Source organism: Paenibacillus sp. FSL R5-0345, assembly GCF_000758585.1.
In the GTDB taxonomy this organism is placed as follows: Bacteria; Bacillota; Bacilli; order Paenibacillales; family Paenibacillaceae; genus Paenibacillus_AQ.
In genome coordinates, this window is record NZ_CP009281.1 from 2,994,266 (window position 1) to 3,014,311 (window position 20,046).

19 protein-coding genes and 2 pseudogenes are annotated in these 20,046 nt (G+C 45.2%); 10 read left to right on the plus strand and 11 right to left on the minus strand.

Going from position 1 to position 20,046, the window contains the following annotated elements; translation table 11 throughout:
- Nucleotides 1-70 precede the first annotated feature (70 nt).
- Nucleotides 71-256, plus strand: coding sequence for a hypothetical protein (locus R50345_RS13040; RefSeq protein WP_042127148.1), 186 nt, complete (start codon nt 71-73; stop codon nt 254-256).
- Between the two features lie 23 nt (nt 257-279).
- Here R50345_RS13040 and R50345_RS13045 read toward each other — a convergent pair whose 3' ends face one another.
- Complete coding sequence (locus tag R50345_RS13045) at nt 280-2,556, minus strand: preprotein translocase subunit SecA (protein WP_042127149.1); 2,277 nt, start codon at nt 2,554-2,556, stop codon at nt 280-282.
- Nucleotides 2,557-3,227: 671 nt separating this feature from the next.
- On the opposite strand from R50345_RS13045, the gene R50345_RS13050 reads away from it, so the two are divergent.
- The gene (locus R50345_RS13050; protein ID WP_042127151.1) at nt 3,228-4,238 is read left to right on the plus strand and encodes a phosphotransferase enzyme family protein; all 1,011 of its coding nucleotides are present in this window, start codon (nt 3,228-3,230) and stop codon (nt 4,236-4,238) included.
- Here R50345_RS13050 and R50345_RS13055 read toward each other — a convergent pair.
- Complete coding sequence (locus R50345_RS13055; protein ID WP_042127153.1) at nt 4,233-5,621, minus strand: cryptochrome/photolyase family protein; 1,389 nt, start codon at nt 5,619-5,621, stop codon at nt 4,233-4,235. The genes R50345_RS13050 and R50345_RS13055 overlap by 6 nt on opposite strands.
- Before the next feature lie 118 nt (nt 5,622-5,739).
- On the opposite strand from R50345_RS13055, the gene R50345_RS31295 reads away from it, so the two are divergent.
- Nucleotides 5,740-5,886, plus strand: coding sequence for a hypothetical protein (locus R50345_RS31295; protein ID WP_156114792.1), 147 nt, complete (start codon nt 5,740-5,742; stop codon nt 5,884-5,886).
- Here R50345_RS31295 and R50345_RS31300 read toward each other — a convergent pair.
- A pseudogene (locus R50345_RS31300) lies at nt 5,883-5,972 on the minus strand (sulfurtransferase); the annotation flags it as partial. The gene R50345_RS31295 and the pseudogene R50345_RS31300 overlap by 4 nt on opposite strands.
- Nucleotides 5,973-6,452: 480 nt before the next feature.
- Here R50345_RS31300 and R50345_RS13060 point away from each other — a divergent pair.
- Entirely contained in the window at nt 6,453-7,565 is a 1,113-nt protein-coding gene (locus tag R50345_RS13060) for an S-layer homology domain-containing protein (RefSeq protein WP_042127155.1), read from the plus strand.
- Between the two features lie 710 nt (nt 7,566-8,275).
- On the opposite strand, the pseudogene R50345_RS31935 reads toward R50345_RS13060, so the two are convergent.
- The 5 genes and pseudogenes from R50345_RS31935 to R50345_RS13080 form a co-directional block, all read right to left on the minus strand.
- Nucleotides 8,276-8,416 (minus strand): annotated as a pseudogene (locus R50345_RS31935) (sulfurtransferase); the annotation flags it as partial.
- 32 nt (nt 8,417-8,448) lie between these two features.
- Complete coding sequence (locus R50345_RS13065; protein ID WP_042127156.1) at nt 8,449-9,537, minus strand: hypothetical protein; 1,089 nt, start codon at nt 9,535-9,537, stop codon at nt 8,449-8,451.
- A 61-nt stretch (nt 9,538-9,598) separates the two neighbouring features.
- Nucleotides 9,599-11,002, minus strand: a complete 1,404-nt coding sequence (locus R50345_RS13070) for a sensor histidine kinase (protein ID WP_042127159.1) — start codon at nt 11,000-11,002, stop codon at nt 9,599-9,601.
- Between the two features lie 2 nt (nt 11,003-11,004).
- Nucleotides 11,005-11,664, minus strand: a complete 660-nt coding sequence (locus R50345_RS13075; RefSeq protein ID WP_042127161.1) for a response regulator transcription factor — start codon at nt 11,662-11,664, stop codon at nt 11,005-11,007.
- Between the two features lie 458 nt (nt 11,665-12,122).
- Nucleotides 12,123-12,380, minus strand: a complete 258-nt coding sequence (locus R50345_RS13080) for a hypothetical protein (protein WP_042127163.1) — start codon at nt 12,378-12,380, stop codon at nt 12,123-12,125.
- Between the two features lie 680 nt (nt 12,381-13,060).
- On the opposite strand from R50345_RS13080, the gene R50345_RS13085 reads away from it, so the two are divergent.
- Nucleotides 13,061-13,744, plus strand: a complete 684-nt coding sequence (locus tag R50345_RS13085; RefSeq protein WP_042127165.1) for a hypothetical protein — start codon at nt 13,061-13,063, stop codon at nt 13,742-13,744.
- A 736-nt stretch (nt 13,745-14,480) separates the two neighbouring features.
- Here the strand turns inward: R50345_RS13085 and R50345_RS13095 are convergent.
- From R50345_RS13095 to R50345_RS13105, 3 genes are all read right to left on the minus strand, one after another.
- The gene (locus R50345_RS13095) at nt 14,481-15,323 is read right to left on the minus strand and encodes a sulfurtransferase (protein WP_042127169.1); all 843 of its coding nucleotides are present in this window, start codon (nt 15,321-15,323) and stop codon (nt 14,481-14,483) included.
- Between the two features lie 99 nt (nt 15,324-15,422).
- Entirely contained in the window at nt 15,423-15,794 is a 372-nt protein-coding gene (locus R50345_RS13100; RefSeq protein ID WP_042127171.1) for a hypothetical protein, read from the minus strand.
- 131 nt (nt 15,795-15,925) lie between these two features.
- On the minus strand, nt 15,926-16,297 hold the full coding sequence (locus R50345_RS13105) for a hypothetical protein (protein WP_042127173.1): 372 nt from the start codon (nt 16,295-16,297) through the stop codon (nt 15,926-15,928).
- 198 nt (nt 16,298-16,495) lie between these two features.
- On the opposite strand from R50345_RS13105, the gene R50345_RS13110 reads away from it, so the two are divergent.
- Genes R50345_RS13110 through R50345_RS13130 form a run of 5 tightly spaced genes read left to right on the plus strand, consistent with a single transcriptional unit; the run spans nt 16,496 to nt 20,005 of the window.
- The gene (locus R50345_RS13110) at nt 16,496-17,452 is read left to right on the plus strand and encodes an ABC transporter ATP-binding protein (RefSeq protein ID WP_042127174.1); all 957 of its coding nucleotides are present in this window, start codon (nt 16,496-16,498) and stop codon (nt 17,450-17,452) included.
- Nucleotides 17,445-18,191: an ABC transporter permease gene (locus R50345_RS13115; RefSeq protein ID WP_042127175.1), complete on the plus strand. Its 747-nt coding sequence runs from the start codon at nt 17,445-17,447 to the stop codon at nt 18,189-18,191. Before R50345_RS13110 ends, R50345_RS13115 begins: the two co-directional genes overlap by 8 nt.
- A 2-nt stretch (nt 18,192-18,193) precedes the next feature.
- Nucleotides 18,194-18,568: a GntR family transcriptional regulator gene (locus R50345_RS13120; RefSeq protein WP_042127176.1), complete on the plus strand. Its 375-nt coding sequence runs from the start codon at nt 18,194-18,196 to the stop codon at nt 18,566-18,568.
- A gap of 13 nt (nt 18,569-18,581) precedes the next feature.
- The gene (locus R50345_RS13125; protein ID WP_170880260.1) at nt 18,582-19,283 is read left to right on the plus strand and encodes an ABC transporter ATP-binding protein; all 702 of its coding nucleotides are present in this window, start codon (nt 18,582-18,584) and stop codon (nt 19,281-19,283) included.
- A complete protein-coding gene (locus R50345_RS13130) occupies nt 19,277-20,005 on the plus strand; it encodes a hypothetical protein (protein ID WP_042127181.1) in 729 nt (242 codons plus the stop codon). The genes R50345_RS13125 and R50345_RS13130 overlap by 7 nt, the downstream gene beginning before the upstream one ends.
- Nucleotides 20,006-20,046 lie beyond the last annotated feature (41 nt).

Below are 20,046 nucleotides of genomic sequence, written 5' to 3' on the forward strand. Positions count from 1 at the left end.
AAAAGAAGCTCTCCTGAAGTTCAAATGAACTTTGTGGAAGCTTCTCTTAATTTGAAAAAGGAGGTTGGTTATGACTTATTCACAGATCTGGAACAACTCAGGAAATGAAGCTGAAATCGTCTTTTTGGAACAGCAGATTGAGGCTGTCAAAAAAGAAATAAAACGAGCAAAAGCCGCAGAACAACAGGAGATATTGGATCAAGCGAATCGCAGGCTGGCTGAATTGGAAGCAAAGCTGGATGAGCTAGAGGAGTAGCGGCTAACTACCTCTTCGTTGCATCAATATTTTGACAGCTTGAATATCGGCCTCGCAACCGTGCGAAGCCAATAAGCAAATACGGTAGTTCCGGTCCATGAGGTTCGCTTATTCTGCAGGTATTGATCGTTGATAATATAAGTCCGGGTGGAAGCAGGGCTTTTCAGGCCGAACTTTTCCCACTCTGCCGGATCATTTGAACCTCCGAGCTTTTCAAGCATATTTTCCGACGCGATATCTATTTTAGAAGTAATTTGCTCGTAGGCTTCAGTGATTTGCGCATGAAATTCGTCGATTGGATTGCGGCTGGCAAGGCTCTCCAAGTGAATGCCTTCGCGAAGATAAGAAACGTATGCAAGATGGTCAGCCCAGAATTCGTCGATATAAAAAAGCCGTACCCTCTGCTCCGCTGGGCTCAACGGCTGCTCGCCTTTCAAAATTCGGAGCCGCTCCGCGTATAGAATTCGCCTCTGATCCTCCACCATATCCGAATAACAGTTCAGTTCCTTGTGGATATCGAAGTTTTGGCCCATAACAATACGCTGAGTACTTGTGATCTTGCTGCTGAGCCCCGTCTCTTCAAGAGCCTCATCCTGCCTGGGAGCGCGAACTGCTTTATGGATGCCGAAGCGAAGCAGTAACTCGTCCTCCAAGCTTACATAAAAAACGGAAGCTCCCGGGTCGCCTTGGCGACCGGAACGCCCGCGCAACTGGTCGTCGATCCGCACGCTTTCGTTCACATGGGTGGCAATTACGTACAACCCGCCCAGCTTGGCGATTACCTCTGCTTGCGCAGGGTCGCCGCCGCCGAGCCGGATGTCGACCCCGCGTCCCGCCATATTCGTAGACACAGTCACTGCACCGATTTCTCCCGCTTTGGCGATGATGTCGGCTTCTTCTGCGTCGTTTTTCGCATTTAGAACATGGCAAGATACGCCTGCAACCGCTAGCGCCTCGGCCAGCATGGCAGACTCCTCGACGCTTGACGTACCAATGAGAATTGGACGTCCCGTCCTATGGACGGATGAGATTTCTTGTACAAGTGCCTTAAGCTTGGCATCTTTATGGGTGTAAATCCGGTGCAGATGGTCGATTCGAATGTTTGGCCGGTTCGGTGGAATTTGCAGCACCTGGAGCGCATAAATATCTTCGAAGTCCATTGCGGAAGCATGAGCGGTAGCCGTCATTCCGCAAATCTGCGGATACAGGCTAATGAAGTGTTGAATGGTGATCGTCCCGAGAATTTTCCCGCCGGCTATGGAGTACAGCCCTTCTTTTGCCGTAAGCGCGGCTTGCAGCCCGTCCGGCAAATACCGGTTCTCCGCCACCCGGCCGGTATACTCTTCGATCAGCTCGATTTTTCCGTCCCGGACGATGTAATCTATGTCTTTCTTTAATAACGATTCCGCATGCAGCGCGCAATTTAAAGAAGTCAGCAAATGACTGTTATGGCTATCGTATAAATTGCCGCATCCCAGCATCAATTCCGCATGCGCAGCGCCTGTTTCATTTAAGTAAACGTTCCGCTGGAACTCGTCGAAGTCGTAATGTTCATCTCTATTAAGCTGCCGAGCCACTTCTGCGAAACGAAAGCCATCGCTCCTGGAAGAGGGCATATCTCCGCTGATGACCAGCGGCACCCGTGCTTCGTCGAGAAGCAGCGAATCCGCTTCGTCCACGATGACGTAGTGGAAAGGACGATGCACGGTATCGGCTTCGTTTAGTGCAATTGTATCGCGTAAGTAATCGAATCCCGCTTCTTTTGCCGTAACATAGGTTATATCCTTGGCGTATGCTTCCTGTTTCTCGGACAGGCTCATACCCGCTTGAACCGAGTTTACCGTTAATCCGAGGAAACGATAGATCGGGCCCATCCATTCCGCATCGCGCTTGGCTAAATAATCGTTAAAAGTCAGCACATGAATACCTTTGCCAGTCAGTGCATTTAGATATGCAGGCATAACAGCAGAAAGTGTTTTTCCTTCACCGGTATGCTGCTCGATCAAGAATCTCTCGTGCAGAGCGATGGCAGCCATGATCTGGACATCGTAAGGATTTAATCCAAGCTTTCTCTTCGCTGCCTCACATACTAACGCATAAGCAGCGATAAGCAGCTCATCCAAAGGTGTACCTGATTTTGCTTCTTTTTGTAGCCGGAGGGATTCCGCTTGAAGCTTCCCATCGTCCCATGCTTCCAAATTCCGTTTTCTGATGAGCTCCACTTTGTCCTGATAAACTTTCAGCTTATTCTGGGTATCGCGGTCTTTGAATTTTTGCATCAATTTGACGGCTATATTCATAGAAATCTGATCTCCCCTCGATAGCAATACGCTTAGTTTTGCACAATATTTGCGCTGATCAGTCGCTTAACAAGTTCCTGGATTCAATCTACCAAAATGTTCTATTAAAAGCAATTTTGGCAAATGAAAGAGACTATCAAAACGTAAATCGGTTGCTATCGGGTGGATACCTCTAGGTACTCTGTGATCTATTTTTTGCGAGTTCTTGATTGTAGATTGTTGAATAAAGAACCTAAAAAGACTGAATAGGGATCTTACTCATCAACCAGTCCCGTATACTACTTCACATTCTTATATATGGCTTTTCCTAGCGCTAGCACATTAACATTATGGCAAGTACTTACACCTGAACCACAATATACGATAATCTCAACCTCCGGAATATGCTCTAGTCTGTAGGCATAACGCCAGCCTCAGGTTTACCAAGCGTAAACCGGTAACTCCACTATGCTCTGCTCCGGTTCATATAACCTTGCCGGCAGCCAGCGTTTGGAAACGGTAACTCCTATTCAATCCCATCCGTTGCACTGAGATTGAATAGCATCATTATAGAGGTAAAGTACAAGAGGTACATGCAGGCTCCTGAATCCGAGTTAGGGGATTTGACACACGCATAAGCTGCTTTTACAATTGCCTATGAGTTGATAGACAGATGAGAGGAGGCATACGATATGGAAGCTATAGTAAGTCAAGCCTGGCCGGAATGGAGCGGAACGCTGCGGAAGCGGAGCGGGGGGTGGAACAACACCACTTATTTTGTGGAAAATAGCGGTAAATGTGCAGTCCTTCGCATATATGATACACATAAGGACAGAAACAAGATTGAATTCGAGCATGCTGTGCTTCAGCAACTTGGAACACGAGCTTTACCTTTCAAAGTACCTGTTCCTATTCTAACAACTACCGATGAAACTATGATTCAGTTAGGGGAGAATGGTAAATTCGCTTGCTTGTTCCGATATATTGATGGAGAATCACCTGTGGAGGAAGAGGTTTCTTACCTAGAATCCTTTGGAGAGGTAACGGGTGTTTTATCTGAAGTGCTGTCAGCTATTGATCCCGGCCTTACTCCGGTGTACCGGCCATATTATGAATTGCGGTCGTCCTATCCGTTATGCAGTACAGAGGTCATCCGGGAACTGTGCCTGAGTCCGCCGGAACCTTTTAAGGATCTGGGGGCTGAGCTAGTGATGCTCTACAGAGCTTATAGAAATATTACAGGTTCGCTGACTGAACTGGAGGGACTGCCTCACCAACTGGTACACGGTGACTTGAATGCCTCTAATCTTTTGGTAAATATAAAAGACCCGGGGCAGGTATCCTCGATGCTTGATTTTGAGTTCTGTACATATGATTTGCGGGTCATGGAGTTAGCGGTTATTCTATCCGGACTGCTTGGGCATGCGGAGGAGAAGAAGATGATTCGTGATTTCTGCCGGGGCTTCAGCCGTAGTATCCGCCTCACCCCAGCCGAAATTAACGCGATTCCAGTGTTGATGCTGCTGAGAAAAATCGATGTCTTTCTTCATTTTGTCACCCGTTATCTGGAGGGTACCGATGAATCCCGGGTACTTCATGAACAGACAAAACTGCTGTCCGTAGATTTAGTCCAGCTGTCTGCAGGAACAGCAGAAATTCTAGTGATATTGCAAGAAGAGCAGGGAAGCGCATGCAGGCTATAGCTCATTTCCGTGATTAGGATGAACCGCCGCTCCCTTGCTGTTCAGGATTTCTTTATACACCTCAATCGCCAGCGCCCGTGACTGCTTAAGATCAACGATGGCATATGGTCTAGGCAGATGGATAGCTTTATCGGACAAAACTGCCAGCTCCGGCAGCCAGGTGCGTATATAATCTCCGCTCGGGTCATGAGTCTGGGACTGGGTTACCGGATTCATGATCCTGAAGTAAGGGGAGGCATCGAATCCGAGCGAGGAGCTCCACAGCCAGCCGCCACGGTTCAGCGCATTATCATAATCGCCCAGCTTCAGCCTGAAGTAACGCTCTCCGTAAATAAATGGACAGCCCAGATTTTTGGTGAGAAACATTGCGGTAATCATTCGCAGCCGGTTCGGCATCCATCCGGTTGTGTTCAGTTGGGTCATGGCGGCATCGATTACAGGAATGCCAGTTCTGCCCGAAGACCAAGCCTCAAAGTATTTCGTACCCAGCATGCTCAAATCATACACCTTCTCATAGCTGAAGAAATCAGCATCGAGCCGGGCTTGATACAGATAGAAATCCCGCCAGGCCAGCTGTCGCAGCCATTCTTCCCCGCCGGTTTCTTCTTCCGCCAGCCGAGTATACACAGTACGTGCTGAAATGGTACCCGTATTGAGGTACCGGCTGATCTGGCTGGTGCCCTCCTGTGCATACCTGTCACGGTTCACGTGATAATCCCGTAAATGCAAGTCTATAAATTGCTCAAGAGTATCGTTTACATCCATCTTCTTTCTTGAAGGCACTAGCTTTTCAAACTGAAGTTTAATCTCCTCAGGAATCTTGAAATCTTCGGCAATCTTGTCGTCCAGTGTAGCCGTTGACAGATCAGCCAAGGTCGAAGAATAAGGCGGATGAAAGCGCTCTGCCAAGTAGCTGCGCCAGCGGCGGTAGAACGGTGTGAATACCTTGAAGGGCTCTCGACGCCCGCACCAATCCATGAAATCTTCCAGATCACAGAGCATGCTGTCGTGAAAAATTTTGAAACGGATGCCGAGTGCAGCCGATGTATCACGCAGGCTCATGTCTCTTTTTAATGCATAAGGGGTGTAATCGGCATGGACCATCAATTCCTGTATTGGGTAGGTTTCGCTCAGCCTCTTGACAATAATATCAGGCTCGCCATAAAGAATATGTAGCTGCTTGCCCTCAGTGGCGTATTCCTGCTGAAGTCTTGAGACCTGCGTCAGAAAGTTTACCCCGCTATGCTCAAGATAGCGTTGTTTTCGCAGTAGAAAAGGCTCCAAAATCAACAGATGAAGGCTGCGAGAGCCAGAAGAACGTATAGCCTCAAAGACCGGAAGATCGCTAGTCCGCAGATCCTTGCGGTGAATGTAGAGAATCATCAGAAGTATTTCCTTTCTGTAATCTGAGGGAATAACCGCCTGTCCATAATACGATAGATTTGAAGTTTTGGCGATGAGCTGTCTATAGTGAACCAATTGGAGTCAGGAGATTCGGTTCATGGGCAATGCATCCACCATGGAAATTGTAGCAGGAGCTGTTCGAGCAGGGACGGACCAGCAGGATATAACCCAAAATGCGCATATACACCATAACTTAAACACAAAAAGCCTGCGCCAAGCGCAGACTCTTCATGTTTATTCTTAACCAATGGCTATCGGATTCCTGATATACGAAATCCAATCACTCCAGCTTCCTGCGTACAGTCGAACTTTTTTGTACCCGGTCTTCTTGTCGGGGGTCTCATTCTGACCGTGACACATGTCGAGCCTTATAATCGGCTTCGAATCATTTGGGATTTTGCTGCAACTAATGGATGCTTCGGTACTAACGATGTTCAACCGCAGGCGGGGGAAGAAAGTTGTAAAAATCTGATCTAGTAAACTTCGTGCATAGTGAGCATGCAAGGCAAATGAAGCTTCGTTTTGGCAGGCACAATCTCTGATACCCGGCGTTTCGATGCATTTATATGAGCTAAGCAGACTGAACAATAAAGAGTACATGTTCGGGAAGGACTTGCTGCAAGCCAAGTTGAAGAGAAACCATTTATTTTCTAAAAAGATTAAGTGTATACTGATTTATCCTTTTAATGTAGATAAAATGAATTTTTTTATTGTTTAATTTTTTTCTTCTTTATTTAAACTTTTTTCTGGTATATTATGCAATTATGAATTAAGAGTCTAATAAGTCCAAAAAAGGGAGTGGTAGAAGAAATGAAGAAAATTGTAAGTACTGCGATCGCTTTAATCCTATGTTTAAACAGTTCTATTAGCCTTGCGCAAACGGCGGTGAAGACCTCTGCCGATTTTACTGACCTAAAGGATCTGGATGCTGCGACGAAAGCCAAATTCGATGCCATGATTTCGGCAGGTATATTTGACGGCGTAACCGATACGACATTCGGGATAAAAGATGAAATGAACCGTGCACAGTTTGCCAAGGTTGCCGCGTTGATCACGGGTCTTAAAGTCGAGACTTCGTTGAAGACGTCCAGTTTCTCAGACGTTAAAGCTGATGACGCCGCCAATGGATATGCACTACCTTACATAGAAGCACTTAAAAAATCCGGAATTACAGATGGCTATGGAGAAGGTATATTCGATCCGGCCGGCAAGGTGACAAAAGAACAATTAGCTACATTCTTGGTTAGAATGTTAGGAAAAGATACAGAGGCAAAAGCCCTAACAGGAACCGATGTAACGGTATCCAATTGGGCGCAAGGTTATGTCGCAGAGGCATTATTATTGAAATTGTTACCTGCAGGTACTAATGGAACTTTCGGTGGAAAAACGAATGCAACGCGCGATCTGCTCCTTACAGGAGCGTATGAAGCCAAACAACAGTATGTAGCGCTGACAACACCAACAGCAACAGCAACACCAACACCAACACCAACACCAACACCAACACCAACACCAACACCAACACCAACACCAACACCAACACCAACACCAGAACCAACACCAGAACCAACACCAGAACCAACACCAGAACCAACACCAACACCAGCACCAACACAAGAACCAACAGCAACACCGACGACTGAACCAACACAAGGACCAACACAAGAGCCAACACAAGGACCAACACAAGAGCCAACAGAAGAACCAACACCAACACCAGCACCAACACAAGAACCAACAGCAACACCGACGACTGAACCAACACAAGGACCAACACAAGAGCCAACACAAGGACCAACACAAGAGCCAACAGAAGAACCAACACAAGAGCCAACACAAGAACCAACACAAGAACCAACACAAGAACCAATACTAGCGCCTGAACCGACGTTTAACATCGATGCCGTTGTGTTCGGACAATGAGCTATTACCGAATTGTCCTATCTCTTGATCGGGATACACCGAAAGGTCTAAACGAAGCAATGATGCACTAAATAAATTTATCTATATCTTGTCCGTTTGGATTTTTAGATTTTAAAATCTTATTTTATGTATAGGTTTGTTGCCGCCATCCTTTGGCGGCTTTTTTGTACCCATTTTGAGAGGGGTGATTCATAAGCCAAAGACAATAACAACAGACAAACGTCTGACTTTCGCTGCGATCACCATGCAAATTATTAAGAATGATAACCGACATAAATTGAAGTTAGCTCTTTGTTGATTGAGTGAATTTATTAAAAAATCATGGATTTTGTAATGGGTTCAAACATTTAGGGGCACCTTTAAATCTCATAATACAAAAAGGGGACTTTACTAAGAATCTGAAAGTTTTGTACCTCTTACCTCAGATCTGAATTAGAAGTCGAAGTGCATGAATACCCATGGAAAGGGGAGAAAGAGCCTCGCCTTTTCAGCTTACATGGTCATGCGGTAACAAGCCGTACGACTCCTACTCGTCCGTCTTAAGGATCGGCAAAGTCTAAGTCACTCGTACATCTGGCCGAGCAACGGTAGCCATACTTTCCACGATGTAGAATCCTGCGCTATTGGAAATATTCCCATTACTCTGTACTAATCCAACAAAGGTACAATCCCAGCACGAAGAGCCCGTGCAGGACGCGGGCTCTTCGTATTTAGTCTTTCCCAGTAGCCACCGGATTCTCCTCATACGAAATCCAATCACTCCAACTACCCGCGTACAACTTCACATTCCTATACCCAGCTTTTCCGAGCGCGAGCATATTCGGGCAGGCACTAACACCTGAACCACAGTACCCCTCTTACGAGATGAACCGCCAGAATGATGCTATTTGGCAGCTTCTGCTTCTTCATAGATGAGGCACCGAAGAGTCTGATCTGGGTAGCGTAACTCTGCAGTATAACTGCTGCCGTCTTCGAGCAACATTTTGACCGCTACCATGCCGCGCTTATTATTTACGTCAGTGTCTGTCAGGGAAGCCATGGCGATTTTTCGGGTTTCACCTTGTCTGTCTGTAATTATTTTTGTAGCCTCGTTAATCCAGGTGGCATCCTTTTGGACAGCGATGGCAGCTTCATCACTAATCGGGGTTCTTTTCAGAGTGAAATTAGCGGCAGTCGTATCCACTACCGTCCGGGTAGGATAATCAACGATTACGGTATATTGCCAGAATTCCTTACCCTGTGCTCTTAAGGTGTCAGCTTTATAAGGAGCGAATGTAATCATCCAGGATTTTCTACTAAACAATAATATTTCGTTTAAATTGGCGTATACTTCCAGTTTGGAGACGTCAGCACCAAATAGCTTCTTTACACTTGTAGTGGCAAGGGCGACGGCATCGGTCTGACTCAAATCTTTGGAATCCAGCGGAGTTACAATGTTCCGTTTGGACATGGCATAGTCCATCCGGTAGTACCAGTCAGTAGTTTCTAAGAGTTCCTCGTCAGTCAATGTTCGATTTGGATAAACGATCCTGTTTTTGTCCAAGTCCCAATAATGCTCTGCTTGTCCCGGCTTTAGCGGAAGTGGCTGCTTGGGACGGAGACCGTCATACAAATACTGGTCTTGCAATATCAGCCTCCGGTTCATTTCATCCTCGGTCATCGGCCTGCTCTCGGTGATCTCATTATCAGTCTTGTCCGCAAAATCATAAATTTGCTGCAATTCTTCTTGAGTCATCAACTGCTGCAGCTCTTTGTTCAGGTCGGATAACGTAGTTTTTGCTTTTTCTGCTTCCACTTTTAGTACGGATGCCTTGCTGCTAGTCAAGGTTGGATTGCCCGGGGCTTGTACTGCAGAAATGCTCTTGGCGACTGTGGTATTCACAAATCCTGGGACAATCATTGCGCTTACCGCCAGCACGCTTCCTGAGACCAAGAGTACAGCGAGTGTAGCGGAAATCTTGTTGTTCTTCATTTAACTTAACCTCCATTGGGATCGGATGATGATGAATCTTCCTAACCTTAATCCAAGGATGTTATGGAGTAGGAGGGCAGTTGTTATAGAGTTGTAAAAAGAGTCTGATGCTAGTTCCCTCGCCGAGGACAGAGTTTAAGGACAGTCTAGCATTATGCGCTTCAGCAATTTGCCGACATAGGGATAATCCTAGGCCTGCGCCGCCATATTCACGTGAACGAGCCTGATCTCCCCGGTAGAACGGTTCAAACACACGTTTAGCTATCTCTGTTGTGATTCCGGTTCCCGTATCACGGATTTCTAGCACAGCTTCTCCATCCAGCTCATAGGCCAGCATGTGGATTTCGCTGCCTTGCTTGGAGGCGTGAATCGCATTCTCAACCAGATTTACCAATAATGAAGCAAGTAAATCGGGATCTCCCCAGACATTTGAAATCGTATGTTGGATATGAAATCTTATGCCAGCATCCGTCAATTTTGGGTGCTCCGTCTGTTGGATAGCTTGAAATAGTTCTGAAATATCCACCTGCTGAAGTGCCAACGGTTGATGTCGGAGGACAGATAAATCCAGCAACTTGAAGGCCAGATTTTTGAGACGAAGGGTTTCACTAAGAATATAGCCACCCGCAGTTTGCTGTTCTTCCTGTCCAATATTGGCCGTGGTCAGAAACTCGGCGAACCCCTGCATGCTGGTCAGAGGCGTACGCAACTCGTGAGCCAAATTATCCACCATCCTTTGTTTCTCTTCAGCCATGTCCGAGAGTTCGGTAACCCTCTGCTCCACGGCCTCCGCCATCCGGTTGAAGTTCAGGGCCAGCTCACCAAATTCATCTTTGCTGCGAAGCTGCACCCGTTTCGTATAGTCGCCTTCGGCGATCGTTTTGCTGGTCTCTGACAGGAGCTTTAGCGGTTTGCTTAGATGCCGGATTAGAAGATAAAGAAGCAGCAGCAGAACGGGGCCCGCGATCCAATTAATCATTATAAAAAAGCGGTTCAGTTCCTGTTGCTTGTTGAAGAGCTCACTGATATCACGCTGATAGACAAGCAGCAAATGCTGGTAAGGAGCAGGAAGCTGAGTGGAGAGCTGAATAGAGCGTTCGTCTGAGGATTCAGGCTGAGCGCCTTTTCCCAAAATAGATTTCCCGAACTGTCCTTTTTGGGGAGGGTAAATGATTCGGTCATTCTCCCATAGCTGCAAATAGATTCCCTGCTTACGGTAGTAATCGCCATAGGACTCAGAGACGCTGGCTAGTAGAATAGGGGTCAATGCTGTTCCCCGCGCTTGGATAGAATTAAGGTTCTCATAAATATTGTTGGCGATTAACAATTGTTCACTGGATGCTCTCTGCATTTCACTGTCCATGTTTAGCTGCCAGCTTTTTTTCATCACCATAATGACACTTACATCCAGAGCGGCAATAAAGAGAGCGAGTACCGACAGCAGAATCTTATGCCAGAATCTCATGATCAGCTCTGAACTTCCAGGCGGTAGCCTAGCTTGAAAATGGTTTTGATCCGTTCTTCCCAACCCAGCTTTTTACGTAGCTGACGGATGTGGACATCCACGGTGCGGGTGTCGCCTTCAAAATCATAGCCCCATGCCAATTCCAACAGCTTTTCTCTCGACAATGCAATATTCCGGTTACGAATTAATACCTCAAGCAGCTCGAATTCCCTAACGGTCAAATCCACCGGTGTCTGATCTACTAAAACTTGCCGTTCCAGGTAACGCACCTCAACATTATCGCAAATGAAGCTGGATGTGCCTTTTTCACCCCTGCGCAGGACTACATTAATTCTTGCCAGCAATTCAAGGATTTCAAAAGGTTTAATGATATAATCATCCGCGCCCAGCTCGAAGCCTTTAATACGGTCAGCCAAAGAATTCTTGGCGGTGATCAAAATCACTGGAACCTGCATATGTGCAATCCGCTGCATCACCTCAAAACCATCCAGCTCCGGAAGCATAACATCCAGCAGAATCAAATCTGTCTTTTCACGTTCCAGAATTTCGAAAACCTCCGCTCCACGGTAAGCCTTGCTATATGTATGACCAACCAGCTTGAGATTCATTGTAATTAAATCATTGATCGCTCGTTCATCTTCTACTACCAATATATTTGCCATTTCGTATTTCTCCTCCTAGTACCTTGCTAACTAAGTGCCACTTCCGTTATACACTATATACAACTAGAGGAAGGATTGTCCAGAAGGTTGGTAGTTTCATCAGGCGATAATACCTACTAGAATAGATAAGTATGTGCTGAACTGTAACCTTAACAGTACAAACTACTGTTGATTTCGAACCCATCTGAGAAACTCCAGTGTAAGGTATAGGGCCAACTCCAGTGCCGGCAGCACATTCGGGCAGTCGTGACGCACAGGAGCTGGCTCTGTACTCCAATGGTTTACTTGGCACAGACAATGTTAGCGTCATAGAGCGATATCCTCAGGTTGCTGGATTATACGAACATTTGGATTTTAGAGCGTTTGCTTCGGAGGCCGGCGGCGAACGGATTGTACGTAAAAAGCTGCCCAAAATTCCCGGGCAGCCTCTCATATTCTTACGCGTACGTCCTCTGAGATCAAGCCGTTTGCGCCTCATGTTTGCGAGCTGTTACAGTGTCTTCTTTTTCCGTGGATCCGTTGTTCTGACGCTTAACTGCTTCCTCGTCTCGTACCCCATTCAATTCATGTTCGTTCTGATGAAATTCCTTGAGTATGTTCTGGTAAATATGAGCCTCTTGAAGGTTCAGTCCGTCGCGATTTTCTTTCAAAACCCAGTTCTCGACCGTTTTCTTCAAGATTTCGCTCTTCCGTTCCAGCAGTTCTGTATAACTCAATTTACTTCATCCTTTCCGATTCATGGTTTCAAACGCCAGATGGACTTTGTTTACTTGGCATTTCGTGCATTTAACATCACATCCGACGTAACGTTTACCATTATACAGAAAACCCTGGTCGAACCCAACGCGGACCAACCGTCCTCAGATAGGGTGAGCACTACTCAGAATGGAACGGGAGTCCTCAGCGGTCCATTTCGCAGAAGTGCGGCCGGATACTCCAGTATGCTGACAGTTGCTTCTCTTACCTATAATCGTTTAATCAGATATCATGCACGTGCTTTTAACTCTAATCTTCCTCGAGAGCAACCGTAATCCCCATTCGAAACCCGAAACCCAATCACTTAACTTACTGCATACCGTTGTATATCCGTATATCCGGCCTTCTCCAGTCTCCTCCAGCGATAATACCCTCGGGCGGCCAGCTGATGAAAATGAAAAGTAAACCCGAAGGTGGATAAGATGAAATATGCGATATGAAAATGTATGAATAGTGAAATTATTAATTGTTTTGAATGATCCTGCCGAATTCTTATTGTGCATTCTATGGATAATGTGGCACACTATGTATATATAAAACCAAACGAGGCAAAGAATGCCCCGTCTCCTTTCCTTTTGGAATAGAGGCGGGGTTTTGTATGATTTGAAACATATTTCGTTGCAGAGCGAGGGGATAGGTAATGGGTTTCGAGAGGGAGCATAATGAATGGTTATGTAATCATCTTAGACAAAGGAATGGAGAGCGGCTTGATGCACTTAAACGCGGTCATGGTTATGGAAACCGCTTGTTTGTCGAGCGGGTGTGGTGGCCTCTAGCCGGACATTTTCACGGATTACACCCAGAATATGAAGTTAAGGACTGGCGCGGCAGATCCTATTTTGTGGATATTATGTGGGAGATCGGAGCCTCGCGTATTGTATTTGAGATCATGGACTATGGCTCACATGGAACGGATCGTAGCAAATACCGGATGGACTTGAACCGCGGGCTTTTTCTACAGTCTCAAGACTGCACGGTGCTCTATATCTCGCTGGATGAGCTAAAAGAAAATCCATCCTTCATTCTCTCCACGCTGCGGAACATTCTCTTTTCTTATTTGTTAACAGACAAGTCTGCGAAGACAACCGCTGAGAGAGCCTATTCCAGAATCGAGCGCGATCTGATGCGGGCAGCCATTCGGCACCATCGTGTCCTTCGCCCGGCTGATGCCGCAAGAGAGCTGGAATTGCACACGATGACGATCATTAAATACTGCCGTCAGCTGGTGGATAAAGGTAAATTTCGCCCGGTGGCAAGAGGTTCATCTCAGCGGATCACTTACTATGAATATATTGGTACGCTACAAAGTCCAGATTTGGTTTGAAGATGAAGGCCGTCGTGAGAATGTGAATGGAAAATCGAATACAATGTGCCACCGGTAACGAAATGAGTCAAATGTATGCGAAAAACCGAATACAATGTGCCGACGGTAGGTAAACGAGCCAAATGTATGCGAAAAATCGAATACAATGTGCCAGCGGCAAGCTGAAAGAGCCAAATGTATGCGAAGAACCGAACACAAAGTGCCGGCGGTAGGTAAACGAGCCACATGTATGCGAAAAACCGAATACAATGTGCCGACGGTAGATAAACGAGCCAAATGTATGCGAAAAACCGAATACAATGTTCCGATGGTAGGTAAACGAGCCAAATGTATGCGAAAAACCGAATACAATGTGCCGATGGTAGGTAAACGAGCCAAATGTATGCGAAAAACCGAACACAAAGTGCCGACGGTAGGTAAACGAACCAAATATATGCGAAAAACCGAACACAATGTGCCGCCAGTAGGTAAACGAACCAAATGTATGCGAAAAACCGAACACAATGTGCCGCCGGTACCATAGGCGAGCCAAATGTGTGCGAAAAACCGAACACAATGTGCAGCCGGCAAGCTGAACGAGCCAAATGTATGCGAAAAATCGAATACAATGTGCCACCAGTACCATAAACGAGCCAAATATTCGTGAAAAACCGAACACAATATATTTCTAGAGTATGGTAAATCAGGCCTCTGCTCTCCAGGGAATCACAAGAATCTGCGCCGCAGATTCTTTATTCTATTCTTCTCCAGTAGCCACCGGATTCTCCTCATAACTAATCCAGTCGCTCCAACTTCCTGCATACAACTTCACATTCCTATACCCAGCTTTTCCGAGCGCGAGCACATTCGGGCAGGCACTTACACCTGAACCGCAGTACACGATAATCTCTTGCTCAGGATCAATACCCTCATAATGCTTTTTCAGCACCTCAGTTGATTTCCAGCGTCCTTGCTCATCAAGAACATCTTTCCAGAACCTATTGATCGCCCCAGGAATATGACCTGCCTTCGGATCAATCGGTTCTTCAAGCCCTTGATAACGACGAGCTTCACGGGAGTCGATCAACATTGCACCACCGTCACCGTTGTTAACCACATTCAGCACATCTTCCATACTAACAAGCATGTCCTTCTGAACATCTGCTTCATACTGGCTCGGAACACGAACCGCTTGATGATCACTGACGGGGAAGGATGCTTTTTTCCAAGCAGAGTAGCCTTCATCCATTACAAACACACGTTCATGCCCCAAATATTTAAGCATCCACCACAGACGGGAAGCGTAGGCACCGCCTTGATCATCATAAGCTACAACAATACTTTCTCTGTTAATGCCAACCTTGCTAAGAACGGTGGTTAGCTTCGAGATTTCTGGTAGGGGGTGGCGTCCACCGTGTGCGCCTACTGGAGCGGAGAGTTGTTCTTCTAGATGCAAATAGATTGCGCCGGGAATATGATCTTCCGTATAGGCTTTACGCCCAGCTTCCGGATCCGTAAGTAAAAAACGACAATCGACTATAACCAGTTCAGGTTCGTATAACCGAGCAAGCAGCCATCGGGTAGAAACAATTGGTTCCATAAAGTTACCTTCTTTCTATTAATATGTATGGAGTCATTATAGCGGAAAATAATTGAGGACGCATCTTAAGCTTATAGCTTAAACTGCATCCTCAAGTGATTAGATCAAACGATATCCTGAAGGCAAGCTACCAGTTCGTTGTATGGCGCGAACCTGCGCCGGAGTCAGCCGCTGATTGCTTGAAATGAGCGATTCGACATCTCCTCTACGGAGAAAGTCATCCAGTTCGCGAATGCTGCGGTTACCACGCAGAATTACGAAATTGTCACGGAAGCGAGAACGATCGAACAGCACAAGCGTAGCGTTCGGATTCGTGGAGAAAAAGCGTAAGCTTTCTATTCCAGTAAGGACTGCATCAATATCTGCAATGCCCAGGTTTCCGCGATAGGTTCTGCGGAGCCCACGAAAGTTCTCCTCACTATATACTCTTAATCTGGGATAGACTATAGACGCTGCTTTTATGGTTACCATTTTTTATCTCTCTTTGTTGGATTGACTTAGCAGGTAAATCCACTAACTATATGACCTCAGAAGATAACTTGGGAAAAAGGAGTAACCTGGGCTCTAGCTCCAGATTGCTCCTTACTTGTTGAATGGAATTGTTAGATCAAGCGATATCCCGAAGGCAAGTTACCGCTGCTGCGGATATTGCGGATTTGTTCAAGTGTTAATCTTTGATTGCTTGAAATAATGGATTCCACATCATTGCCGGAAATGAAGTCGTCCAAATCACGAATACTGCGGTTTCCACGGAGCACGCGGAAGTTTCCTCTAAACCGAGTTCTAGTGAACAATACCAACGTTGCATTGCTGCTAGTAGAGAAGAATCGAAGACTCTCGATACCATCTAAAATGTTGTCCGTATTACGAATGCCAAGGTTCCCGGTAAAAATAGTGCTGCTCCCTCTAAAGTTTTCTTCATCGTACACGGTCAAGCGCGGGAAAGTCTGAGATACATGAACTTCTTTTTTCATTTGTCATTCCTCCTTTGCTATCTAATCTATGTTCATTTCAATTTTTGGTTTGGCAGATAGTCTAATAGAAAGCCCTTCTTTTTGAAAATTCATAATTTTGGGCTTTACATCAACATTGCATTAGTGTACTATTCAACTATAACACCGACACATTAAAATGAATTCATCAATAATAAAAAGATGGCAGGGAGGATTACCATGAAGCAGGGAAGTAACGAACGCATGCAGGATTCAATCGTGCTGCAAATGAATGGGGTAAGCAAGATCATTAAAGGGAAATCCATTGTGGATAAGCTGACATTTGATATCCGTAAGGGAGAAATTGTTGGGCTATTGGGACCCAATGGTGCAGGGAAGACAACAACGATCCGGATGATGACGGGTCTTATACGGATGAGTGAAGGCGATGTGATCGTTCAAGGACACAGTGTGAAGAATGATTTTAATAAAGCTATTGGACATATTGGAGCGATTATTGAAAATCCAGAGTTCTATCCGTATATGACAGGGCTTGATAATCTAAAGCAATACCAGAGAATGACAGATAATATTGAGGCTGGAAGAATTGATGAGGTTGTGGAATTGGTAGGACTTCAGGAAGCAATGAATAAGAAAGTGAAGGCCTATTCGCTGGGTATGCGTCAACGTCTTGGGATTGCTCAGGCGTTACTGAACCGACCAAAGTTATTGATTCTAGATGAACCTACGAACGGTCTTGACCCAGCAGGCATACGAGAAATGCGTGATTATATGCGTAGGATTGCTGAGGTTGAAGGGATTTCAATTCTAATATCCAGCCACTTACTGACTGAAATTGAACAAATTTGTCACCGAGCCATCGTGATTCAGAACGGCAAGCTGGTGACCGTTACAGCGATTGGTGGGGAGCAGGAAGCTACAGCAGAAGTGAAGCTAACGATTCGCGTAGCCTCTGTTGAATCAGCAATAATTCTCTTGGGTAGGTTAGAATACGCAGAACTATTAACTATGGATAATGCTCGTTCTGAGGTGACGATAAGTCTGCATGACAGTAGAGTGCCGGAGCTAGTCTCTGCTTTTAGTGATAAAGGGGTAGGCATTTTCCGAATTACGGAGAATAAACAAAGCTTAGAGGAAGATTTCTTGAAATGGACTGGAGGGAACCGAATTGCGTAGTTTTAATCATTTGGTGGTTAATGAATGGCTCAAGCTCTCGAAGAAACGTACGTTTTTCGTACCCTATTTAATATTAATCTTTTTGTCCCTACTATTAGGTTACATTGTACATTCCGTGTCACCCGACATGTTCGGATCAGCGTATGAGTTCTCATCCGCAATGTTGCTTTCTCAAGGGATTGGGCAAGTTATAACCATTCTTGCAATCATCGGAACAGCGGGTGTTGTCTCAAAAGAATATAGTCAGGGCACTATCAAATTTCTTCTAATTCGTGCGAGAAGCCGTACAGCAATACTTGCATCCAAATATGTTGTTGTGCTGATTTACGCGTTCTCAGTGGCAGTTATAGGTATGCTGGCGGTTTTTGCAGCAGGTGCTTTATGGTTTGGCTTTAGTGGTGGTGAGGCTGGTATTCGTGAGATGCTAACCAGTTTAATGTATAACTCTGTAAGTACAGTTGTATATTCAACCCTTGCTTTTATGATTGGAATATTGACGACTTCAACGGGCGTAACCATCGGGGTTACAATGTTTATGCTGATGATAGATAAATTGATCATTTTCCGTGAGTTCTATAAATATGTATTATTCCCGAACCTGAATTTAGCTGCTTATGAAGGTGGAGGAGCACCTATGCCTGGAATGACGCTGACCTTTTCCATTGTAATGCTAGTCTTATACTCAGTTGTCTTTCTACTTATAGGCTTTTCCGTCTTTAGACGAAGGGATGTTGCTTAAATATGACAATCGAATTCGATAACAACCTGCCGATTTATATACAGATCATGAATTACATCAAAGGTGAAATCGTCACAGGCAAGCTGAAGCCAGGAGATAAAATTCTCTCGGTCCGTGAACTTGCCAGTGAGTTACAAATTAATCCGAATACGGTACAAAGAACCTTTCAGGAACTGGAGCGTGAAGAAATCGTGGAGACCCGGCGTGGAATGGGAAGATACGTCACTAGTAATGAAGGAACTATTTTGACCATCAAAAAAGAAATGGCAAAAGATGTGCTGGATCGTTTCATTCGTGGTATGCAGGATCTTGGTTTTCAAGGTGAAGATATTTTAGCGGCAGTAGCGGAGAGTATCCGAGACAGGGATGAAGAATAGGGGGATAAGCAAGTTGGAAAATATACTTGAGGTTCATGACGTTACTAAAAAATATAGATCAAAGCATGCTCTCCGTGGTGTATCCTTTAATCTGAGTGCGGGTAAGATCACGGGACTGCTAGGCAGTAACGGCAGCGGCAAAAGCACACTAATGAAAATCATCGCAGGACTTACACAGCCTACCTCTGGTCGTGTATCCATTATCGGGGGTTCTGTAGGCGTAGACAGTAAAGCAGTAGTGTCATTTATGCCGGATAAGCCGCTAACAGAATCCTGGATGAGTGTTACAGATGCTCTGAAGTTCCAAAGTGATTTCTATCCGGATTTTGATCAGACGAAGGCTTCACGAATGTTGGAGTTTATGAAGCTAAGAAGTAAAGATAAGGTAAAGGATCTATCCAAAGGAATGAATGAACGTTTACAGCTTACACTTGCCTTATCACGCCGAGCTAGCCTTTATTTACTGGATGAGCCAATCGGTGGAGTAGATCCAGTAGCTAGAACTAAAATTCTTAACGCGTTAGTAGAGTTTTATGAGGAGGACAGCACCATACTCTTATCAACTCATTTAGTATCCGATATTGAGCGGATCTTTGATGATGTGATTTTTATTAAAGAGGGAGAAATTGTGATGCATACGGCGGTAGAGGATATCCGGCTTCGCCATGGCAAAAGCATAGACGAAATGTTCAGAGAGGTGTACGCAGAATGCTAAAGCTAGTGAAGTATGATTTTAGACGGGATAGGGATAAGTTTCTTGCTGTTTTTGTTATCACCATTCTTGTGCAGCTTGTGATAGGATTTACTGTTCGTTCAGATCAAGAGATGTTCATGATGAACGTCACTTCCTATGCTGTAGCAGGTGTAGTGCTTCTCTTTTTTAGTCTGCGCACCTTCGGTCAGAACCTGAGATTATTCAATCGTAGGCTTGTGCCAGTACCAGTCCTGTACACCGTTCTCTCACCGATAATGCTGTTCTTAGGTTCGTTACTCTGTTTATTTCTAGTTGCTTATATTCATTTAGCAGTTGATATTATGATGTTTTCAACTTCGTTTTTGCCGGAAAAATTTTGGTTGATTTCCGCCTATACAGTGCTGATAGTCTTTTGGGCTTCCGCCTACTCTATGTTACTCGTGATGTTCTCCATGACCGTTGCAATGAGTGTGAGAGTGAAAGGAAGAGTATGGATTGGGATAGCTGTTTTTTTTGTAGTACAGTATATAATTTCTTTATTAGAAACATCGATGTTCGATCATAAAAATATCACTTTGGAAAGAGCCTTTCGATTTGAAGTGACGGATGAGGCTGCTAAATTAAATAATATTGAGACCTCTCAGTATGTTCTTGGTTTACTTCCTACCCTGTTCGAAGCGGTGATTATTGTGATTCTAGTATTTGCTATTGTTAAACTCGTTAAGAAAAGAGTGGAGTTATAGAAGTCTAACTCGTATAGATTTTTAGAACGAAGGCAGAGCGC